The 16,548-nt window shown below is 57.6% G+C and carries 13 protein-coding genes and 1 tRNA gene; 11 read left to right on the plus strand and 3 right to left on the minus strand.

All coding sequences use genetic code 11. The annotated features are described in order from the left end of the window. The first annotated feature begins 286 nt into the window (after nt 1-286). From HJW02_RS02610 to HJW02_RS02650, 9 genes are all read left to right on the plus strand, one after another. Nucleotides 287-1,909 carry a formate--tetrahydrofolate ligase gene (locus tag HJW02_RS02610; RefSeq protein ID WP_102722091.1) on the plus strand — a complete coding sequence of 541 codons (1,623 nt, stop codon included), beginning with the start codon at nt 287-289 and terminating at the stop codon, nt 1,907-1,909. A 38-nt stretch (nt 1,910-1,947) separates the two neighbouring features. Beyond that, complete coding sequence (locus HJW02_RS02615) at nt 1,948-2,865, plus strand: 2-dehydropantoate 2-reductase (protein WP_102722018.1); 918 nt, start codon at nt 1,948-1,950, stop codon at nt 2,863-2,865. 20 nt (nt 2,866-2,885) lie between these two features. Beyond that, entirely contained in the window at nt 2,886-3,764 is an 879-nt protein-coding gene (locus HJW02_RS02620; protein WP_102722017.1) for a hypothetical protein, read from the plus strand. Nucleotides 3,765-3,929: 165 nt separating this feature from the next. Beyond that, on the plus strand, nt 3,930-4,667 hold the full coding sequence (locus HJW02_RS02625; protein ID WP_102722090.1) for a metallophosphoesterase family protein: 738 nt from the start codon (nt 3,930-3,932) through the stop codon (nt 4,665-4,667). 175 nt (nt 4,668-4,842) lie between these two features. Continuing rightward, entirely contained in the window at nt 4,843-6,231 is a 1,389-nt protein-coding gene (locus HJW02_RS02630; protein ID WP_102722016.1) for an ABC transporter permease, read from the plus strand. A 5-nt stretch (nt 6,232-6,236) separates the two neighbouring features. Continuing rightward, a complete protein-coding gene (locus HJW02_RS02635) occupies nt 6,237-7,844 on the plus strand; it encodes an ABC transporter permease subunit (RefSeq protein WP_102722015.1) in 1,608 nt (535 codons plus the stop codon). Between the two features lie 25 nt (nt 7,845-7,869). Then, the gene (locus tag HJW02_RS02640; protein ID WP_102722014.1) at nt 7,870-10,119 is read left to right on the plus strand and encodes an extracellular solute-binding protein; all 2,250 of its coding nucleotides are present in this window, start codon (nt 7,870-7,872) and stop codon (nt 10,117-10,119) included. 3 nt (nt 10,120-10,122) lie between these two features. Further along, on the plus strand, nt 10,123-11,100 hold the full coding sequence (locus HJW02_RS02645) for an ABC transporter ATP-binding protein (RefSeq protein WP_102722013.1): 978 nt from the start codon (nt 10,123-10,125) through the stop codon (nt 11,098-11,100). A gap of 21 nt (nt 11,101-11,121) precedes the next feature. After that, a complete protein-coding gene (locus tag HJW02_RS02650; RefSeq protein ID WP_102722012.1) occupies nt 11,122-12,129 on the plus strand; it encodes an oligopeptide/dipeptide ABC transporter ATP-binding protein in 1,008 nt (335 codons plus the stop codon). A 408-nt stretch (nt 12,130-12,537) separates the two neighbouring features. On the opposite strand, the gene alr is transcribed toward HJW02_RS02650, so the two are convergent. After that, nucleotides 12,538-13,641: an alanine racemase gene (gene alr, locus HJW02_RS02655; RefSeq protein WP_102722011.1), complete on the minus strand. Its 1,104-nt coding sequence runs from the start codon at nt 13,639-13,641 to the stop codon at nt 12,538-12,540. A 216-nt stretch (nt 13,642-13,857) separates the two neighbouring features. On the opposite strand from alr, the gene HJW02_RS02660 reads away from it, so the two are divergent. Then, nucleotides 13,858-13,932 (plus strand) — tRNA-Val (locus tag HJW02_RS02660). 272 nt (nt 13,933-14,204) lie between these two features. On the opposite strand, the gene HJW02_RS02665 is transcribed toward HJW02_RS02660, so the two are convergent. Together HJW02_RS02665 and HJW02_RS02670 are read right to left on the minus strand one after the other, a co-directional pair. After that, a complete protein-coding gene (locus HJW02_RS02665; protein ID WP_102722010.1) occupies nt 14,205-15,257 on the minus strand; it encodes a hypothetical protein in 1,053 nt (350 codons plus the stop codon). After that, nucleotides 15,254-15,580: a hypothetical protein gene (locus HJW02_RS02670; RefSeq protein WP_146018192.1), complete on the minus strand. Its 327-nt coding sequence runs from the start codon at nt 15,578-15,580 to the stop codon at nt 15,254-15,256. Before HJW02_RS02670 ends, HJW02_RS02665 begins: the two co-directional genes overlap by 4 nt. Between HJW02_RS02670 and HJW02_RS02675 the strand changes: the two genes are divergently transcribed. Further along, nucleotides 15,552-16,436: an EamA family transporter gene (locus HJW02_RS02675; protein WP_146018191.1), complete on the plus strand. Its 885-nt coding sequence runs from the start codon at nt 15,552-15,554 to the stop codon at nt 16,434-16,436. The genes HJW02_RS02670 and HJW02_RS02675 overlap by 29 nt on opposite strands. Nucleotides 16,437-16,548: the final 112 nt, after the last annotated feature.

A 16,548-nucleotide genomic window follows, 5' to 3' on the forward strand; every position in this document is an offset into this window, starting at 1 on the left:
GAAATACCCTGGTTTCAAGGGAAATTTTTATAAGGTCCAGAGGCCCTCATTCCCGGAACGCTTTCATTAGAAAACATAGTGGAAGGACACGCTCCCACGGTTTGAAAAACAACGGTGCCCGCACCGCCCAATTTTCCCTCTCCCGCGCACCCTCTGCCCGTACCCTCCTTGAACCCAGGATTTCCCTGGGCCCACTCCCATGATGGTTGAAAACATCCACGTTTCCGCCACATGAATGCCCATGAACCTTCTTGCAAAAAGAGGGGGCTTCCGTCATCATGCATTCATGGTCACACCTGCATTCTCCGATTGTGTCAACAAGCTGGGCGTCGATGAAAACGACGTGATCCCCTTCGGCCGCAACAAGGCCAAGATTTCCCTGGACGTACTGGACAAGCCGGCCGCACCCGGCAAACTCATTCTGGTTTCCGCCATCACGCCCACCCCTTCCGGAGAAGGGAAAACCACCGTCTCCATCGGTCTGGCGCAGGGGTTGCAGGCCATCGGTAAAAAAGCCTGCCTGGCGCTTCGGCAGCCCTCCATGGGCCCGGTATTCGGCCGCAAGGGCGGCGCCACCGGCGGCGGTAAAAGCTCCCTGACGCCGCCTGATGAAATCAACATGCACTTCACGGGAGACTTCCATGCCATCACGTCCGCCCACAACCTGATCAGCGCCATCATTGACAACGCCATGTTCTTCCACACGCTGAACATTGACGAACGCAAAGTCACGTGGAAGCGCGTCATGGACATGAACGACCGCTCCCTGCGCTCCATCATCGTGGGACTCAACAAGCAGGGCTTCCCGCGTGAAACGGGCTTCGACATCACTCCGGCTTCGGAAATCATGGCGTGCCTTTGCCTCGCTACCTCCTACAAGGACATGGAAGACCGCATCAACCGCATCGTGATCGGTTTCACGACGGACGACAAGCCCGTATTCGCCAGGGAACTCGGCATCACCGGCTCCGTCATGGCCCTGCTGAAAGACGCCCTGATGCCCAACCTGGTCCAGACCGTGGAAGGGGTGCCCTGCTTCCTGCACGGAGGCCCGTTCGCCAACATCGCCCACGGCTGCAACTCCGTGCTGGCCACCAAAATGGCCCTCCACTTTGGGGACTATGCCGTCACGGAAGCCGGGTTCGCCTTTGACCTGGGCGCGGAAAAATTCCTGGACATCAAGTGCCGCCAATCCGGACTGGACCCTGCCGCCATCGTCATCGTAGCCACGGCGCGCGCCCTGAAAATGCACGGAGGCACCGCCCTGGCGGACCTGAAAAACACGGACGTGGCCGCACTGAAAAAAGGTCTTGCCAACCTGGACGCCCATCTGGACGCCGCCGCCCACTACAAGCGCCCCGTGGTGGTAGCCGTCAACAAATTCTTTGACGACTCCCAGGAGGAACTGGACGCCATCGTGGCGCACTGTGCGGAACGCGGCATTCCCTGCGCCATTGCGGACATCTTCTCCCAGGGAGGGGAAGGCGGCAAAAACCTGGCCCAAATGGTGGTGCAAGCTGCGGACAAGCCCTCCGCTCCTTTCAAGCCCCTCTATGAATCCGCCCTTCCGGTGGAAGAAAAGCTCAACATCATCGCCCGCAGTATTTACGGAGCGGATGGAGTGGAACTGACGCCCGCGGCCAGAAAGAAGCTGGCCCAGTTTGAAGCCAGCCGCCTCACGGACCTGCCCATCTGCATGGCAAAAACCCAGAACTCCCTTTCCGACAACGGTCGTCTCCGTGGCCGCCCCACCGGTTTCACCGTCACTGTGCGTGACTTTGAAATTGCCAACGGAGCCGGCTTCCTGGTGGCCCTCTGCGGTGAAATCATGCGCATGCCGGCCCTGCCCGTCTCACCGAACGCCATGCACATCTATCTGGACAACAAGGGCAACGTTCAGGGCCTCTAGGCAATCTCAATACAAGATACACACCTTCACCGCACACCATGAAAATCGCCATTCTGGGAGCCGGAGCCCTCGGCTGCTACTACGGAGCCAGACTTCAGGAATCCGGCCAGGACGTCTCCTTCATCGTACGTTCGGAATACGGCTACCTGAAAGAACACGGCCTGCAAGTAAAAAGCCTGCATGGAGACATCTCCCTGCCCCGGCTCAAGGTGTACCGGGACGCGGCGGAAGTCGGCCCGGTGGACCTCGTCATAGTCGCTTGGAAAAGCACGGCAAATGCCGGTTTTTCCAAGGCCCTCCCTCCGTTGATGGGACCGGATACGGTTGTAGTCACGCTCCAGAACGGCATGGGAAATGCGGAGGAAATCGCCCGCATCATCCCGGCTGACCGCATCTATGTGGGCCTCTGCTTCATCTGCGCCATGCGCGCGGAACCGGGCCACGTCAACCATCTGGAAGGCGGCAACATTCAATTTGCACCCTTCGTCCCCTCACCGGAAGGCTCTGAAAAGGCCCGGGAACTCTCCGAATTGTTTGCCAACGCCGGCATCAAGACGCGCGCCTTTGACGCCGCGGAGCAAATCCAGTGGTACAAGCTTGTCTGGAACATCCCGTTCAACGGGCTGTGCCTGGCGCTGGGCGGCATCAGCATTGCGGAACTCTATCAAAACCCGGAAAACGTCGCCCGGGCGCGCCGCATCATGGAGGAAGTAGTCCGGGCGGCGAAGGCCCGCGGCTACACCCTGCCGGATGACCTGGTGGAATTCCACCTTTCCCGCACGGAAAGCATGGGCTCCTTCATTCCGTCCAGCGCCGTGGACTACAACGAAGGACGCCCCGTCGAATACACGGCCATCTGGGGAGACCCTCTCTCCAAGGCCCGGCAGGCCGGAGCATCCGTGCCGGAATGGGAACTCCTGGACAAGGACATCCGCAAGCGCCTGAACATGGATTGATCTGAACCATTTTACGAATCATGCTGAAAACCTTCGCCATTTTCATCATTGCCCTGCTGGGCTTCGGCATGATTCGCCTGCCTTTGCAGAACCGTATTCTGGAGCAGGAAAAGGCAGCGGGGCTGCTGGATGACCCGGTGGAGCTCTCCTCCTCCGATTATCTGGAACAGCAGCTCGCCATGGTTTCCCTGGGGGGGCTGCGCTCCCTGGTCGCGGCCGTGCTGAGCATGGAGGCCTTCGACTGCTTCCTGATTTCCGACTGGGCCAATCTGGAACGCCGCTACAACCAAATCACCTCTCTTGCCCCCCATTCCGACTTTTACTGGGACAACGGTTCGTGGCATTTGGGCAATAACGCCTCCTCCAGCTATCTGGACAATAAGCGGCTTTCTCCCATGGAACGAAGGGAAGGCTTCCGGAAGTACATCCAGAAGGGCCGCAGCTTCCTGGAAAAAGGCATCAGCGCCAACCCGGACAGCTGGTACCTGCAATCCCTGCTGGGCAACATGTACAGCGATACCTACCGCCAGCCGGATTTTGAAAAGGCTGCGGAAGCCTACCGCAAGGCCCGGGAACTGGGAGCGCCGCCCCTGACGGCGCGCAAGGAGTTTTATGCGCTTGTCCGCGTTCCCTCCAAATCCCGCGAGGCGCTGGAGCTGGGCCGGGAATTGTTCAAGGATCCCAGGAACCGGACACCCAGCCTGGTGAGCAATATTTTCGTCCTGGAAAACAGGCTGAAAGTGCCTGAAAAAGACCGCGTCCCCTTCCGGGAATTGTTCCCGACGGACGAGATTGCCCGCGACCTGATGAGCAGCCACCTGGCCAATTCCCTGAAATACCCCGTGGACGGCTTGAGGGAGGCCTTGGAGGCCTTGCCTCCCGCAAAAACGGATGACTAAAAACAAAAGACTAAAGATAAATTAAAAGGAGCTCCTCCTTTAAAGGGGCGCTTTTTCAATGACGGCTGGGATGAACTTTAATTTCCGGCCTTTAATCTTTAACCGCTCCGCCGAAGGCGCTTGGCAACGCCCCGGAAAGATGCTATGCTTTTTCTCCACAACACCATGAGTAGAATAGCCCTGATCAGTGACATCCATGCCAATCTGCCCGCTCTGGAAGCGGTGATGAAGGATATAGAACAGCTTCAATGCGACGCCGTTTACTGCCTGGGTGATATTGTGGGCTACAACGCCAATCCGGCCGAATGCCTTGAGTTCGTCCGCGGACGCCAGATTCCCACCGTGCGCGGCAACCATGATGAGGAAGCCATTGGGGAAGACAATCCGGCGGGCATGAACCCCGTGGCGTACAAAGCCCTGATGTGGACGCGCCAGCAGCTTTCCGAAGAACAGAAGAAGTGGCTTCGCCGCGCCCCCTTCCAGCGTATCCTGCCCAATGAAATCGTTCTGGTGCACGCCACCCAGGACAAGCCCAATTCCTGGTCCTACGTCACGAATGTGGACACGGCCACGCACAGCATCAACATGTTGCGCGACAATCAGTTCCTGTGCTTCAACGGTCATACGCACGTCCCCCGCACCTTCATCCGCCATGAAGGGAGCATCCAGGAATATGAATCCGGGGACATCCAGCTTCTCAAAACCAACAAGTACCTTATTAACGTGGGTTCCGTCGGCCAGCCCAGGGACGGAGACCCCCGCGCCGCCTACGGCGTGCTGGATGTGGACAGCATGGTTTATTACCAGCGCCGCGTGGAATACGACGTGGAGGAAGCGCAAAGGCGCATTCTGGCCGCCGGACTCCCGGAGATGCTGGCGCGCCGCCTGGGAGAAGGCATTTAATGTTTTGCGAACCATTGACGGTAATACGGGATGCTCCATTGAAATCCTGCGTAATCTTTAATTGTTTCCATTCCGCATTAAGAAAAAGTGGGGAAACCGCATGTTAGCAAAGGCTCACAAATTTGCATTGCTACTTGCCTCGCCTGCCACAAACCAGTAGAGTTCTGCGCGACGAATGAAGACCTACATCATCAGACGACTCCTTCTCATGCCCCTGACGCTGCTGGGGGTCACGTTCCTCGTCTTTTGCATAACCCGCTTTGTTCCGGGAGGTCCCATTGAGCAGATGATGCAACAGCAGAGCATGAGCGCCCTGTCCGGCCAGAAGGCGGGGTCCCAGCGCGGCGACAATAACCTGAGCGAAGCGGATATGGAGCGCCTAGAGGAACAGTACAGCCTTCAGGAGCCCATCATCACCGCCTATCTGCAATGGCTGGGAGTGCTCCCCAAAAAGATTTTCATTTCCCGTGAGGAATTCGGGGATATCGGCGGCGTGGAAGCGGCGGACAAGGAAGATGAATATTCCGGCATTTCCGATACGCACACCCGGATCAACCTGAATGAAACGGGAGAACAGGTCGTCGTAGTGCGCCAGGACAAGAATTCCGACAGCGTGAAGGACGCCTTCTTTTCCGGCACTCCGTCCCGGAAAGCCGCCTCGGAAGGCTGGACCGTGGACATAGAATCCCCCATGGACCGCGCGGAACGCTGGGCGCGCCGCATGAGGCAGACGGACAATACGGAAGCCGTCAGGGACAAGGCGCGCGGCTATGCCTGGCGCGCCGTGATGTATAAGACCAGCTTTGACGGGCTGCTCCAGGGCACCATGGGCAACTCCTTCAAATACAATGAACCGGTGTGGGACATGATTAAGGAGCGCATTCCCGTCTCCCTGTACTTCGGCATCCTGAGCGCCATTATTACCTATTCCGTCTGCATTCCCCTGGGAGTAATAAAGGCCATCCGCCACAAGAGCCTGGTGGACAACATCTCCTCTGTTTTGATTTTCCTGGGGTACTCCGTGCCCGGCTTTGCGCTGGGCGCCGTTCTGGTGGTGTATCTGGGCGCGCGGCTGGAATGGTTCCCGCTCTGCGGGCTTACGTCTCCGGACTTTGCGGACATGGGCTTCTGGCAACAGGCCGGAGACCTGCTGCACCATACGGTGCTTCCCCTGATCTGTTATGTAGTCAGCTCCTTCGCCATCACCACCATGATGATGAAAAACAACCTGATGGACAACCTTTCCGCGGACTATATCAGGACGGCCATGGCCAAGGGCGTGAGCTTCAAGGGGGCCGTTATCAAGCACGCCTTCCGCAACTCCTTCATCCCGATTGCCTCCACGCTGGGCAGCCTCATCAGCCTTATTGTGGCCGGCTCCATGCTGGTGGAAAAGGTCTTCGATATCCAGGGCTTCGGGATGCTGAGCTACCAGGCCCTGATGGACAAGGACTACGCCCTGATCATGGGCACGCTGCTGCTTACCTCCTTCCTGATGGTGCTGGGCAACCTGCTTTCAGACATCATCGTGGCCGCCGTGGATCCGCGCATTAAATTTGAATAACACACATGGTTAGAAAACTGGCATACCTTCTGGTCATTCTGGCGGTCCTCACTGCCGTGGGAGAGCTGTGCGGCCTGCTCCTGCCCACGTTGAGCTGGCCCTTCACCGTCTCGCGTGAAATGAGCATGCTCAACATCGTCTGCACGGACCAGAACAACGGCGGCATCCTGACGCCGCAGGGAAAATTCCTGTGGTTCGGCTGGGCCTGCGTGCTGGTCATGGCCGGGGTCGGCTTCTGGATCATGCTGAAAGGGCCGCGCCGCTTCCATCCCACGCCGATTACGAAACGCCGCATCCAGCGCTTTAAAAGCATCTCCCGCGGCTATGTCTCCCTCATCATCCTGCTCGTACTGACGCTGCTGGCCTGCATGGACCAGTGCCTGGTGGGCAAACGGGCGCTGCTCGTCGTGCAGGACGGCTCCTGGTACTTCCCCGCCATCATGCGCAAGGTTTACAAAGGCTCCACCTTCGGCCAGACCGGGGACTTTGCGGATGCGGAAGCCAACTACCGCGAACTGAAAAAACAGGCAGGGCAGCCGGGAAAACCCTCCCTCGTCATCATGCCCCTGGTTCCGTACGACCCCACAGGGGATTCCACCAATCCCGGTTCCGAGGCCCTGACGGTGAATGAAGACGGCTTGGTCTGCGAGTCCAGCGGCAAGCCGTATTCCGGCCTGGCCTCCCGGCTGCACAAGGATGAAGAAGCCCTTCCCCACATCAGCTACAAATTCCGCAAGGGGAAAAAGGTGGACCGCGCCACCGGCTGGCTGGAAGACCGGACGGAAGTGTACAGCGCCACGTATGAAAACAACCAGATCGTAGCGGAACACTACAGCGGCCCCGGCACCAAGGAGGACTTCCTGAAACAGACGGACGAGAACAAAATCAGCCGCATCTTCTACCACCCGGCCCCTCCCCTCAAGGGCGGCCACCTCCTGGGCACCAACACCCAGGGTGCGGACATCCTGGCGTACCTGTACGGAGGGCTCCAGGTGAACATGAAGGCCGCCATCTTCTACCTTCCCATCGTGTACTTCATCGGCATCACCTTCGGGATGATGATGGGCTACTTCGGCGGCATGTTTGACCTCGGCATGCAGCGCCTCATTGAAATCTTCTCCCAGGTTCCCTTCCTGTTCATTATCATGATCATCTCAGACATGGTGCCGCTTCACATGAAAGGCATATTCCTGATCATCAGCCTGCTCATCATGTTCGGGTGGATGGCCATGACCTACCAGCTCAGAACCTCCACCATGAAGGAAAAGGCGCGCGACTACGTGGCGGCGGCCCGCGTGCTGGGGGCTTCCACCAGCCGCATCCTCTTCGTCCACATCCTCCCCAACCTCGTCGCCATCCTGGTCACGCTGGTTCCGTTCAGCGTCTCCGCCCTCATCCTGGCCCTGGCCTCCCTGGATTACCTGGGCTTCGGCCTTCCGGACACGTACGCCAGCTGGGGGCGCCTGCTCAATGACGGCCTGGCGGACCTCTCCGCCAGCTGGGTGGTCACCTCCGCCTTCTCCGCCCTGGTGATTACCCTCCTGCTCGTCACCTTCATCGGGGAGGCCATCCGGGAAGCCTTCGACCCCAAGAAATTCACCACCTATAAATAAAAAGACTCCTGTTTCCGCCATACCCATGCTCAAGCTGTCCACCATCCTCCGCACCATCCTTTCCTCCGTGACGCTGTCCCTTCTGCTGGCAGTTGGTTCCGGTTGCAAGGATTCCTCCCAATCCCAGGGGGTGGGCTGGCAGCCGAACGTGCCTTTCGGCACGCTCCCTCCGGGATTTGACTCCTTCCCGGAACGGTGGAACAAGCAGATCAATGACCGGCTGGCGCGGGAAGAAGCCGCCAAGCAGAAGGAAATACGGGAACTCCGGGACAAATTCTTCAAGGAGGAAGACCCCAAAATCAGGGAAAAGCTGCAAAGCAAGCTCATTGCTGATGAAGCGGCCCTGTCCGTCATCCACCGCAGGCAGACGGAAGGGGACTACATCAAATTCAAGACTCCGGCGGACATCCCCCAGAACCTGAAATGGGAAGACGGGCTGGACAATCCGGAAATAGGCGACCCGAACGCCAAAAAAGGCGGCGTGCTGCGCCAATGGGCTCCGGGGTCCTACCCGGACACGTTCCGGCCCAACGGCCCGAACAGCAACAGCGGCTTCCGCGGCCCGCTGTATGATGAAATCATCATCGGCCTCGTCTCCATTCATCCGGTCACCGGAAAAATCATCCCCGGCATCGCCCACAAATGGGCGGAATCCGCAGACAGGCGCACTGTTTACTTTGAACTGGACCCGGACGCCCGCTACTCGGACGGAGCCAAGGTAAAGGCCATCGACCTGCTGGTGAACATGTACATCCGCACCTCGGAATACAGCCGGGACGTCTTCTACAACAACTTCTTCTACCAGAACGCGTCCAACATCACCATCTACGACGACAACCGCTTCTCCATCACCCTCCCCTTCGCCAAGCCGCTGCTCCCGTTCTACTGCACGCTGTTCATCCCTTCCCCGCCGCACTTCTACTGCGAATTCGGCCCCAGCTACGTGGAACGCTACCAGTGGCGCGTACCGCCCACCACGGGCGCCTACGTGGTGAAGCCGGACGGCATCATCCGCGGCCGCCAGGTAACGCTCCAGCGCGTGCCGGACTGGTGGGCCAGGGACAAGAAATTCACGAAGTACATGTATAACGTGGACCAGATCGTGTACAACTTCATCGCGGAACCGTCCAAGGCCATTGAACTCTTCCGCATCGGGGAGCTGGACGTGCTGAACATCACGAAGCCGGAGCTGTGGCATGAGCGCATGGAAATCCCGGAAGTCCACAACGGCTATATCAACCGCAGCACGTTTTTCACCATTTACCCCCGGCCTCCGTACGGCCTCTTCCTGAACACTTCCAAGGCCCCCTTCAACGACCTCAACGTGCGCCTGGGCTTCCAGCATGCGCTGAACATCCAGAACATCATTGACATCACCTTCCGCGGAGACTACCAGCGGCTCAACTCCTACAACTCCGGCTTCGGCAAATTCACCAACCCCTACATCAAGGCGCGCCCCTACTCTCCGGAACAGGCCCGCGCCTGCTTCGCCAAGGCCGGATACACCATCCCGTGCCCGGACGGAATCCTCCGCAAGCCAGACGGCACCCGGCTCACCGCCGCCATCACCTTCCCCAATTCCTCCCCCTCCCTGGCCTCCACGCTGGGCAAACTGAAGGAAGACGCCCGCAAGTGCGGCCTGGAAATCCAGCTGGACCCGCTGGACTCCACCGTGGCCTTCCGCAAGATCATGGAAAAGCGCGTCCAGGCCTCCTTCATGGCCTGGGGCTTCACCCCGCCCCACCCGATGAACGAGCAGGGCTTCCACTCCCGCTACGCCTATGACGAACGCGGCAGCCTCATCACCTATACCAACAACATCTGCGCTTATGCGGACAAGGAGATGGACAAGCTGCTGGACGACGAAACGAACGCCGCTACGGAAGACGAGCTTCAAAAGGCCACGTGGAAGGTGCAGCAGAAAATTCATGACGAGGCCCTGTGGGTCCCCTGCTGGACCACGGAATTCGTCAGGCTGGGCTACTGGCGCTGGGTCAAATGGCCGAACAGCGCCACCACGCAATTCTGCCATCCGGTCGTGTTTGACCCGATGGAAAGCTACCTGTACTGGGTGGACAACGACGTCAAGAAGGAAACCATGGAAGCCAAGCGGAAAGGAAAAACCTTCGAGGAAGTGGACACCGTATACGACCAGTACCGCTATATGGACTCCATCGACAGCCTGAACAACAAGGAAGGCGGCGGCAAGCTGCCGTCCGTTCCCGTCATCCCGGAAAACGGCGGCCCGCTGGAACCCTCTGCCACGGAAAAATAACAAATGAGCGAACCCCTGTTGGAAATCAAGAACCTGGTCACCGGATTCGAGACGGAATCCGGCCTGCTGAAAGCGGTGGACGGCGTCAGCTTCACCGTTCCCAAGGGAACCTGCGTAGGCATCGTGGGGGAATCCGGCTGCGGCAAAAGCGTCACGGCCATGTCCATCGTCCGCCTGCTTCCCCAGCCCATGGGGAAAATCCTGGACGGGAAAATACTCTTCAAGGGCCGTGACCTGGTCCAGGCGAAGGAGACGGACATGCACGGCATCCGCGGCCGCCACATCGGCGTCATCTTCCAGGAACCGATGACGGCGCTCAACTCCGTGCACAGCATCGGCAGGCAGATAGGGGAATCCCTGATGCTCCACCGGGGAATGAACGCCAGGGAAGCCCGGGACGCCGCCATCCAGCTCCTGCAGCGCGTCCGCATCCCCGCGCCGGAACAGCGCGTGGACGAATTCCCCCACCAGCTCTCCGGCGGCATGCGCCAGCGCGTCGTCATCGCCATTGCTCTGGCCTGCCATCCGGAACTCATCATCGCGGATGAACCCACCACGGCCCTGGACGTCACCGTGCAGGCGCAGATTCTGTCCCTCCTCAAGGACCTCCAGGCGGAAATGGGCTCCTCCTCCATCCTCATCACCCATGACTTGGGCGTCATTGCGCAGAGCTGTGACTCCGTAGTAGTCATGTACGCCGGCCGCGTGGTGGAAAAAGCACCCGTCCGGGAACTCTTTGCCAATCCCCGCCACGCCTACACCAAGGGACTGCTGGCCTCCATCCCTCAATTGAGCTCCGTGCGCAAGACCAAGCTGCCCACCATTCCCGGCCAGGTGGCCTCCATTGCGGACTTTGTGCCCGGCTGCCGCTTCTGCCAGCGCCAGGGAGTGCCCGTGGAAGAACTCACGGAACGGCCGCCTCTCGTGGAAATATCCCCGGACCACTTCGTGGAAGCCTGCCCCCGCTGCGCCAACCTTTAACCTTTTTCCCCTTCTCTCGCCATGCCGGAACCACTCTTGCAAGTCAACAACCTGAAAATGTACTTTCCCGTCCGCTCAGGAATCTTCCTGCGGCAGGCGGGATGGGTCAAGGCGGTGGACGACGTCTCCTTCAGCATCTACCCCGGTGAAACGCTGGGACTAGTGGGGGAATCCGGCTGCGGAAAATCCACCATCGGGAAAAGCATCGTCCGCCTGCTGAAACCCACCGGAGGCTCCATCCAGTTCAACGGCAAAAACATCGCCAGGCTCTCCCAGCGCAAAATGCGGCCCCTGCGCCCCCATATTCAAATGGTCTTCCAGGACCCGGCGGAATCCCTCAACCAGCGCCAATCCATCGGCCAGATTGTAGCGGAACCCTTCGTCATCCACCGCATGGGCACACCCGCCGCGCGCCGGGAATGGGTGCGCGGCCTGCTGGACCGCGTAGGCATGCCGGACAGCGCCATCGACCGCTTCCCCTTTGAATTCTCCGGAGGCCAGCGCCAGCGCATCGGCATCGCGCGCGCCCTGACGCTGAACCCCAGCCTCATCATTCTGGATGAACCCGTCTCCGCGCTGGACGTATCCGTCCAGTCCCAGGTGCTCAACCTGCTGCTGGAACTCCAGGAGGAACGCAAGCTCTCCTACCTCTTCATCGCCCATGACCTGGCGGTGGTCAAGCACATCTCCGACCGCGTGGCGGTCATGTACCTGGGAAAAATCGTGGAAATGTCAGATGCGGAAACCATCTACCAATCCCCCAAACACGCCTATACCAAGGCGCTGCTGGACGCCATTCCGGAACCGGATCCCGCCAGGGCCAACAAGCACCAGCCCCTGCCGGGGGACGTTCCCTCTCCCATCAATCCGCCGCTCGGCTCCGCCTTCGGCCACCGCATCCAGCACCCCTCCTATCCGGAAACGGTGGGTGCGGATCTCACCCCCGTGGAAATAGAACCTGGCCACTGGGTAGCCCCGGACCCCTGCTCCCTGGAGCCGGAGGACTGGAACAAGGTGCGCCAGCGGTAAAAGCGCGGAAAAACGTCGCATCCGTTACCTATTGGAAAAGGCGCTCCCAGAAGTAAAACCTCCCATTTCAAGAAAATTCCGGCTGCCAAGAGGTATGGCGGAAATGCTGATTAACCATGAATTTACGGTTCTGGCAGCCTGGGGATGACGGCCTCCCCGCCCTTCATAACTAAAAATCCATCCAGAGCGCAGCCAAGGAAATTTTCTCCGGCCGGCGGACAGCATACCCCAACAAAAGCCTCTGTTCCGCTTAGGAAAAACACCCATGAGGGGAACAACTCCCTCACTCCCGGAAGAGTCACCGCCTTTAAAGGCGATAGCGGAAACACCGGTTCACCGCAGCTTTGCGGCTTCGGTGCCTGCCATCCCGTCAAAAAAACAAACGAGCACGAAACAGCCCGCGTCCCCTTACACGTAAATCCGCGGCACGCGGGCACTGATGCTGGTCAGCACGTTGCTGGGGATGGTACTGGCGCGGCGCGTCAGCTCCTCCCAGCTTACATTAGGGCCCATGATCTCCACCAGGTCCCCGGTCTCCACCTGGTCCATGTAGGTGACGTCCACCATAATCTGGTCCATCGTCACACGGCCCAGAACCGGGCAGTACTGGCCGTTGATATACACGCGCGCTCCCTGGTTGGAAAGATACTGGAGGTAGCCGTCCGCATAGCCAATGCCGATGGTAGCCACCTTCGTGCTCCCCTTCGTCATATAACAGTGGTTGTAGGAAACGCCGTGGTTGCCCGGCAGCGTGCGTATCAGGGTAATGCGGCTGTACAGGGTCATCGTGGGCCGCAGCTCCTTGTTGTACGGGGACGGCATGGGGGAATACCCGTACAGGATTCTGCCCAGCCTCACCATGTTGGCGCAGGGAACCTTGTAATTAAACACGGCCGCGCTGCTGCACAGGTGCCGGAACTTGTACTGGTGCCCCAGGGAAAGTTCGTTCACGGCCTCCGAAAAGCCGCTGATCTGCCCGTGCGTGAAGGAAATATCGTCGGAAGCCGCGGACAGGTGGGAAAACACGCCCTCCAGATCCAGATGGCTGAACTGCTTGAGCTTTTCCGTCAGGCCGTGCAGTTCACTGGGAAGAAAGCCGCTGCGGCCCATCCCGGTATCCACGCCCAGATGGACATGGACGGGCTTGTTGTAAAGGGCGCCCAGAGAATTGAAATGTTCCGCCTCCTCCATGCTGGAAAGGGCGGCGCGCCAGCCGTTCTGCACAATCTCCTCCCGTTCTCCGGCAAAACAGGGACCGAGAATGAACGGGCATGTCTTCACCCCAGCATCCCTCACCCGGCCTGCCTCCGCCACCGTGGCAACGCCGAAAAAAGCGCAGTCTTCACCATCCAGAGCCTTCACTACCCCTTCCAGTCCGTGCCCGTAGGCCTCCGCCTTCACAATGGCCATCAGACCGTGGTCCGGCATCACGCGGCGGACGACGTTCAAATTGTGCCTCAACGCATTGGTATCAACCTGGGCCCATGCTCTGGGAGGGCTTGTGCAACTCATGCCCGGAGTGTAGGAAGACGGTTGATGCTGTACAAGCCGGAATTGAGCCACCTTCCCACTTTCCGGAACGGAATCCGGACAAAGCCGCACATCAGTCAGGAGGAATGAATCCGGGAATCTTGACGGAAGGAAAGTATTCCCTCTTTTTCACCTGCCTTCAAAAAACTCCTTGCCAATCCCCTGCATGAACGATATATTCTCACCCGCACTGCAAATGCGCGGTTAGCTCAGTGGTAGAGCACATGCTTCACACGCATGGGGTCACTGGTTCGAAACCAGTACCGCGTACCATCTTCATAAACGTTCCGGAATCCTGCATTCCGGAGCGTTTTTCTTTTCACAGCCAGGCTTTATTTTAGCGGATAACAGAAGGCTGATAGCGAAAAGATAAAACCGATGTTTCCCTGCACCCGGATGATGATTTGCCGTCTGCCTGGCACGGGAGGGTGCATCCACCTAGAAAAGCAGTATAAGAACGAACCTTCAGGCTCAATTTCGAGATGCCTTCAACGATGTTGCACTCAGTTCTGCAGTTCGGCTGGGTTCCATGTATTTTCTCAATGTTATTTCCCGATACGTTTACACACGCGCAGCCAATCCTTTCTTCCATCCTGCATGATAATATAAACCTTGTCGGCCACCCGGGTTGCAATCCGAGAGCCTCCGGAAGAAACATTAAAATAATGGAAATCCCCGTGGGGAGAAGAACGGACAGGAGTCATCGTAAAATCAGTAGTACCGTTAGACTTTTTAACTGTACCTTCTCCACGCCCATTAAAACGGTAAGTCAGACCGGAACCATCCTTCCAGTTTCCTTCAAAGGTTTTCAAGGAACGGTCCCGTTCTGGAGAAAGGTTGCCGCTTTCAAGCCGTTTTGCGTATTCATGCACTGCAACAGCAGCTGTCATATCACCGTCAGCCGATAATTTCAGCTTCAACTTGTCTAACGCCTGGATATATTTTTTTGTTATTTCCGAACATGCCTGAAAACACCGCTTCTTGAGATCGTTCTGCATCTGCAGCCACTCGGCATCTTTTATTTCATCCGCACTTCCTACATTGGTTCCCTCTTTGGAAGAATCATGTATCAAACGGGCAACGATATTGTTTGTATAAATTTCAAAAATCGTCCGGGAATCAATGATCAGCCACAACCTGTTCGGAGCTCCTGTAAATACGATCAGATCCGGTCCCGTCAGTTCGGTGTTAACTTTCTCGCCCGTGTTTTTAAATTTTTTACGGAATTCCTGTATATCATAATGGTTGCCCTCAGCATCCAGCTTATGGATCATATTAGCAACCGAACCATACCATCCATCCCTAGGAATAGAAATCTGGCAAGTTTCCTTCACCAATCGCCAGTCAAAATTGTTTTTCTTTAATTCCTCAAGACCGTCATGAATTACTTTCGCCCCTTCAAAATCAGAGCGTTGAACGCATTTCTTCTGCAATACCAACGCTTTCTGAGTAAAAGCAGCAATATGAGGGGCGCAAGCCTGGGTGCACCGTTTCTGATATATGCGATCCAATGCCTGAACTTCCTGAGGAATTTCCGCAGCAAGCGATACAGATGCCACGGCACATACAGAGAAAACGGCAAGGGGCCAAAAGTTCATGCATCTTTATAAAAAGCCACCAAAAATAGTTCAAGTCCAAATACCCTCAAAATCATTTTTTCAACTTTTGTAACATTTTTATTTTCATTATTAAATACCGTTGTCCAACTTTTTCTTCTCCCTTGCCAAAACAAAACATCCACCAAGAAAATCTGTCCTTTCTCTATTTGGCGAAGCAGATGTACCCACATCCTTTCTTTCCATAAAATTGCATGTGGAAAGAATTCTCCTCGTAACTGTTCCTGCGCCACAGGCATTGACTTGGTTTTCCTTTCTCCGTATGCTTCCGCCCTCATGCCTGCGCTGCTGATCACGTCTTTCATCTGGGCGTTGTCATTCGGACTGCTGGGGAACTGCCTGTCCGACCTCCCCGCCAGTTTTGTCGCGCTGGCGCGCATGGCCGGCTCGCTGGCCGTTTTCCTCCCCTTCGTCCGGAAGGTTCCTTTCAGCCATGCAATGGGGATGATGGGGATAGGCGCCGTCCAATTCGGAGGAATGTACCTCTGCTATATCGCAGCCTTCCATTATCTGCCTTCCCACCAGGTCGCCCTTTTCACGGCCACTACGCCGATTTACGTGGTTCTGGTCAACGGCCTGATGAAGAAGAAGCTGCCGCCGCTCCATCTGGCGGCGGCCGTTCTTGCGGCCATAGGAGGCGCGGGCATCCTTTGGAAAGGGTATTCCGCCGGCAATGGCGAACTTACGGGAATTGTTCTGGTACAGCTTTCCAACCTTTGTTTCGCGGCAGGGCAAATCGCCTACATTTCCTTGAAGGATTCCTGGTTCGGCGGAAGTGAAGCTTCCTGCTTCGCCTATGCCTACGCAGGCGCCCTGCTGGTTACCTTGCCTGCCGGACTGCCGTCAGGGCTGGCCTGCTGGCAGGAGATTTCAGCCATGCAATGGTGGCTGCTGGCCTATTTGGGAGTCATCGCTTCAGGAGTCTGCTTTTTCCTCTGGAATTACGGCGCCCGCCGGGTGACGCCCGTCAAGCTGGCAATCATGAACAATCTCAAGATTCCCCTGGCGGCGCTGATTTCCCTGCTCCTGTTCCGGGAACAGCCCAATATGTTCCTCCTGGCTCTCGGGTGCCTGCTTATCTTGTCCTCTTTCCTGATCGCGCCCATTCCTCCCAAGAAGGCTGCGCGGAAACAGGCTTCCGGCGGCCGGATTCCGGAATAACGCACCCTTGTCATTTCCGCCCGCGCCAGTTTCCAGATTCTCCTTTCATGCTCCAGGAAAGGCATGACACATCACATCCGTTTCATTTTGAACCGGAGATGGAATGAACAGG

The organism is Akkermansia sp. GGCC_0220, assembly GCF_017566105.1.
GTDB classification, from domain to species: Bacteria; Verrucomicrobiota; Verrucomicrobiia; order Verrucomicrobiales; family Akkermansiaceae; genus Akkermansia; species Akkermansia massiliensis.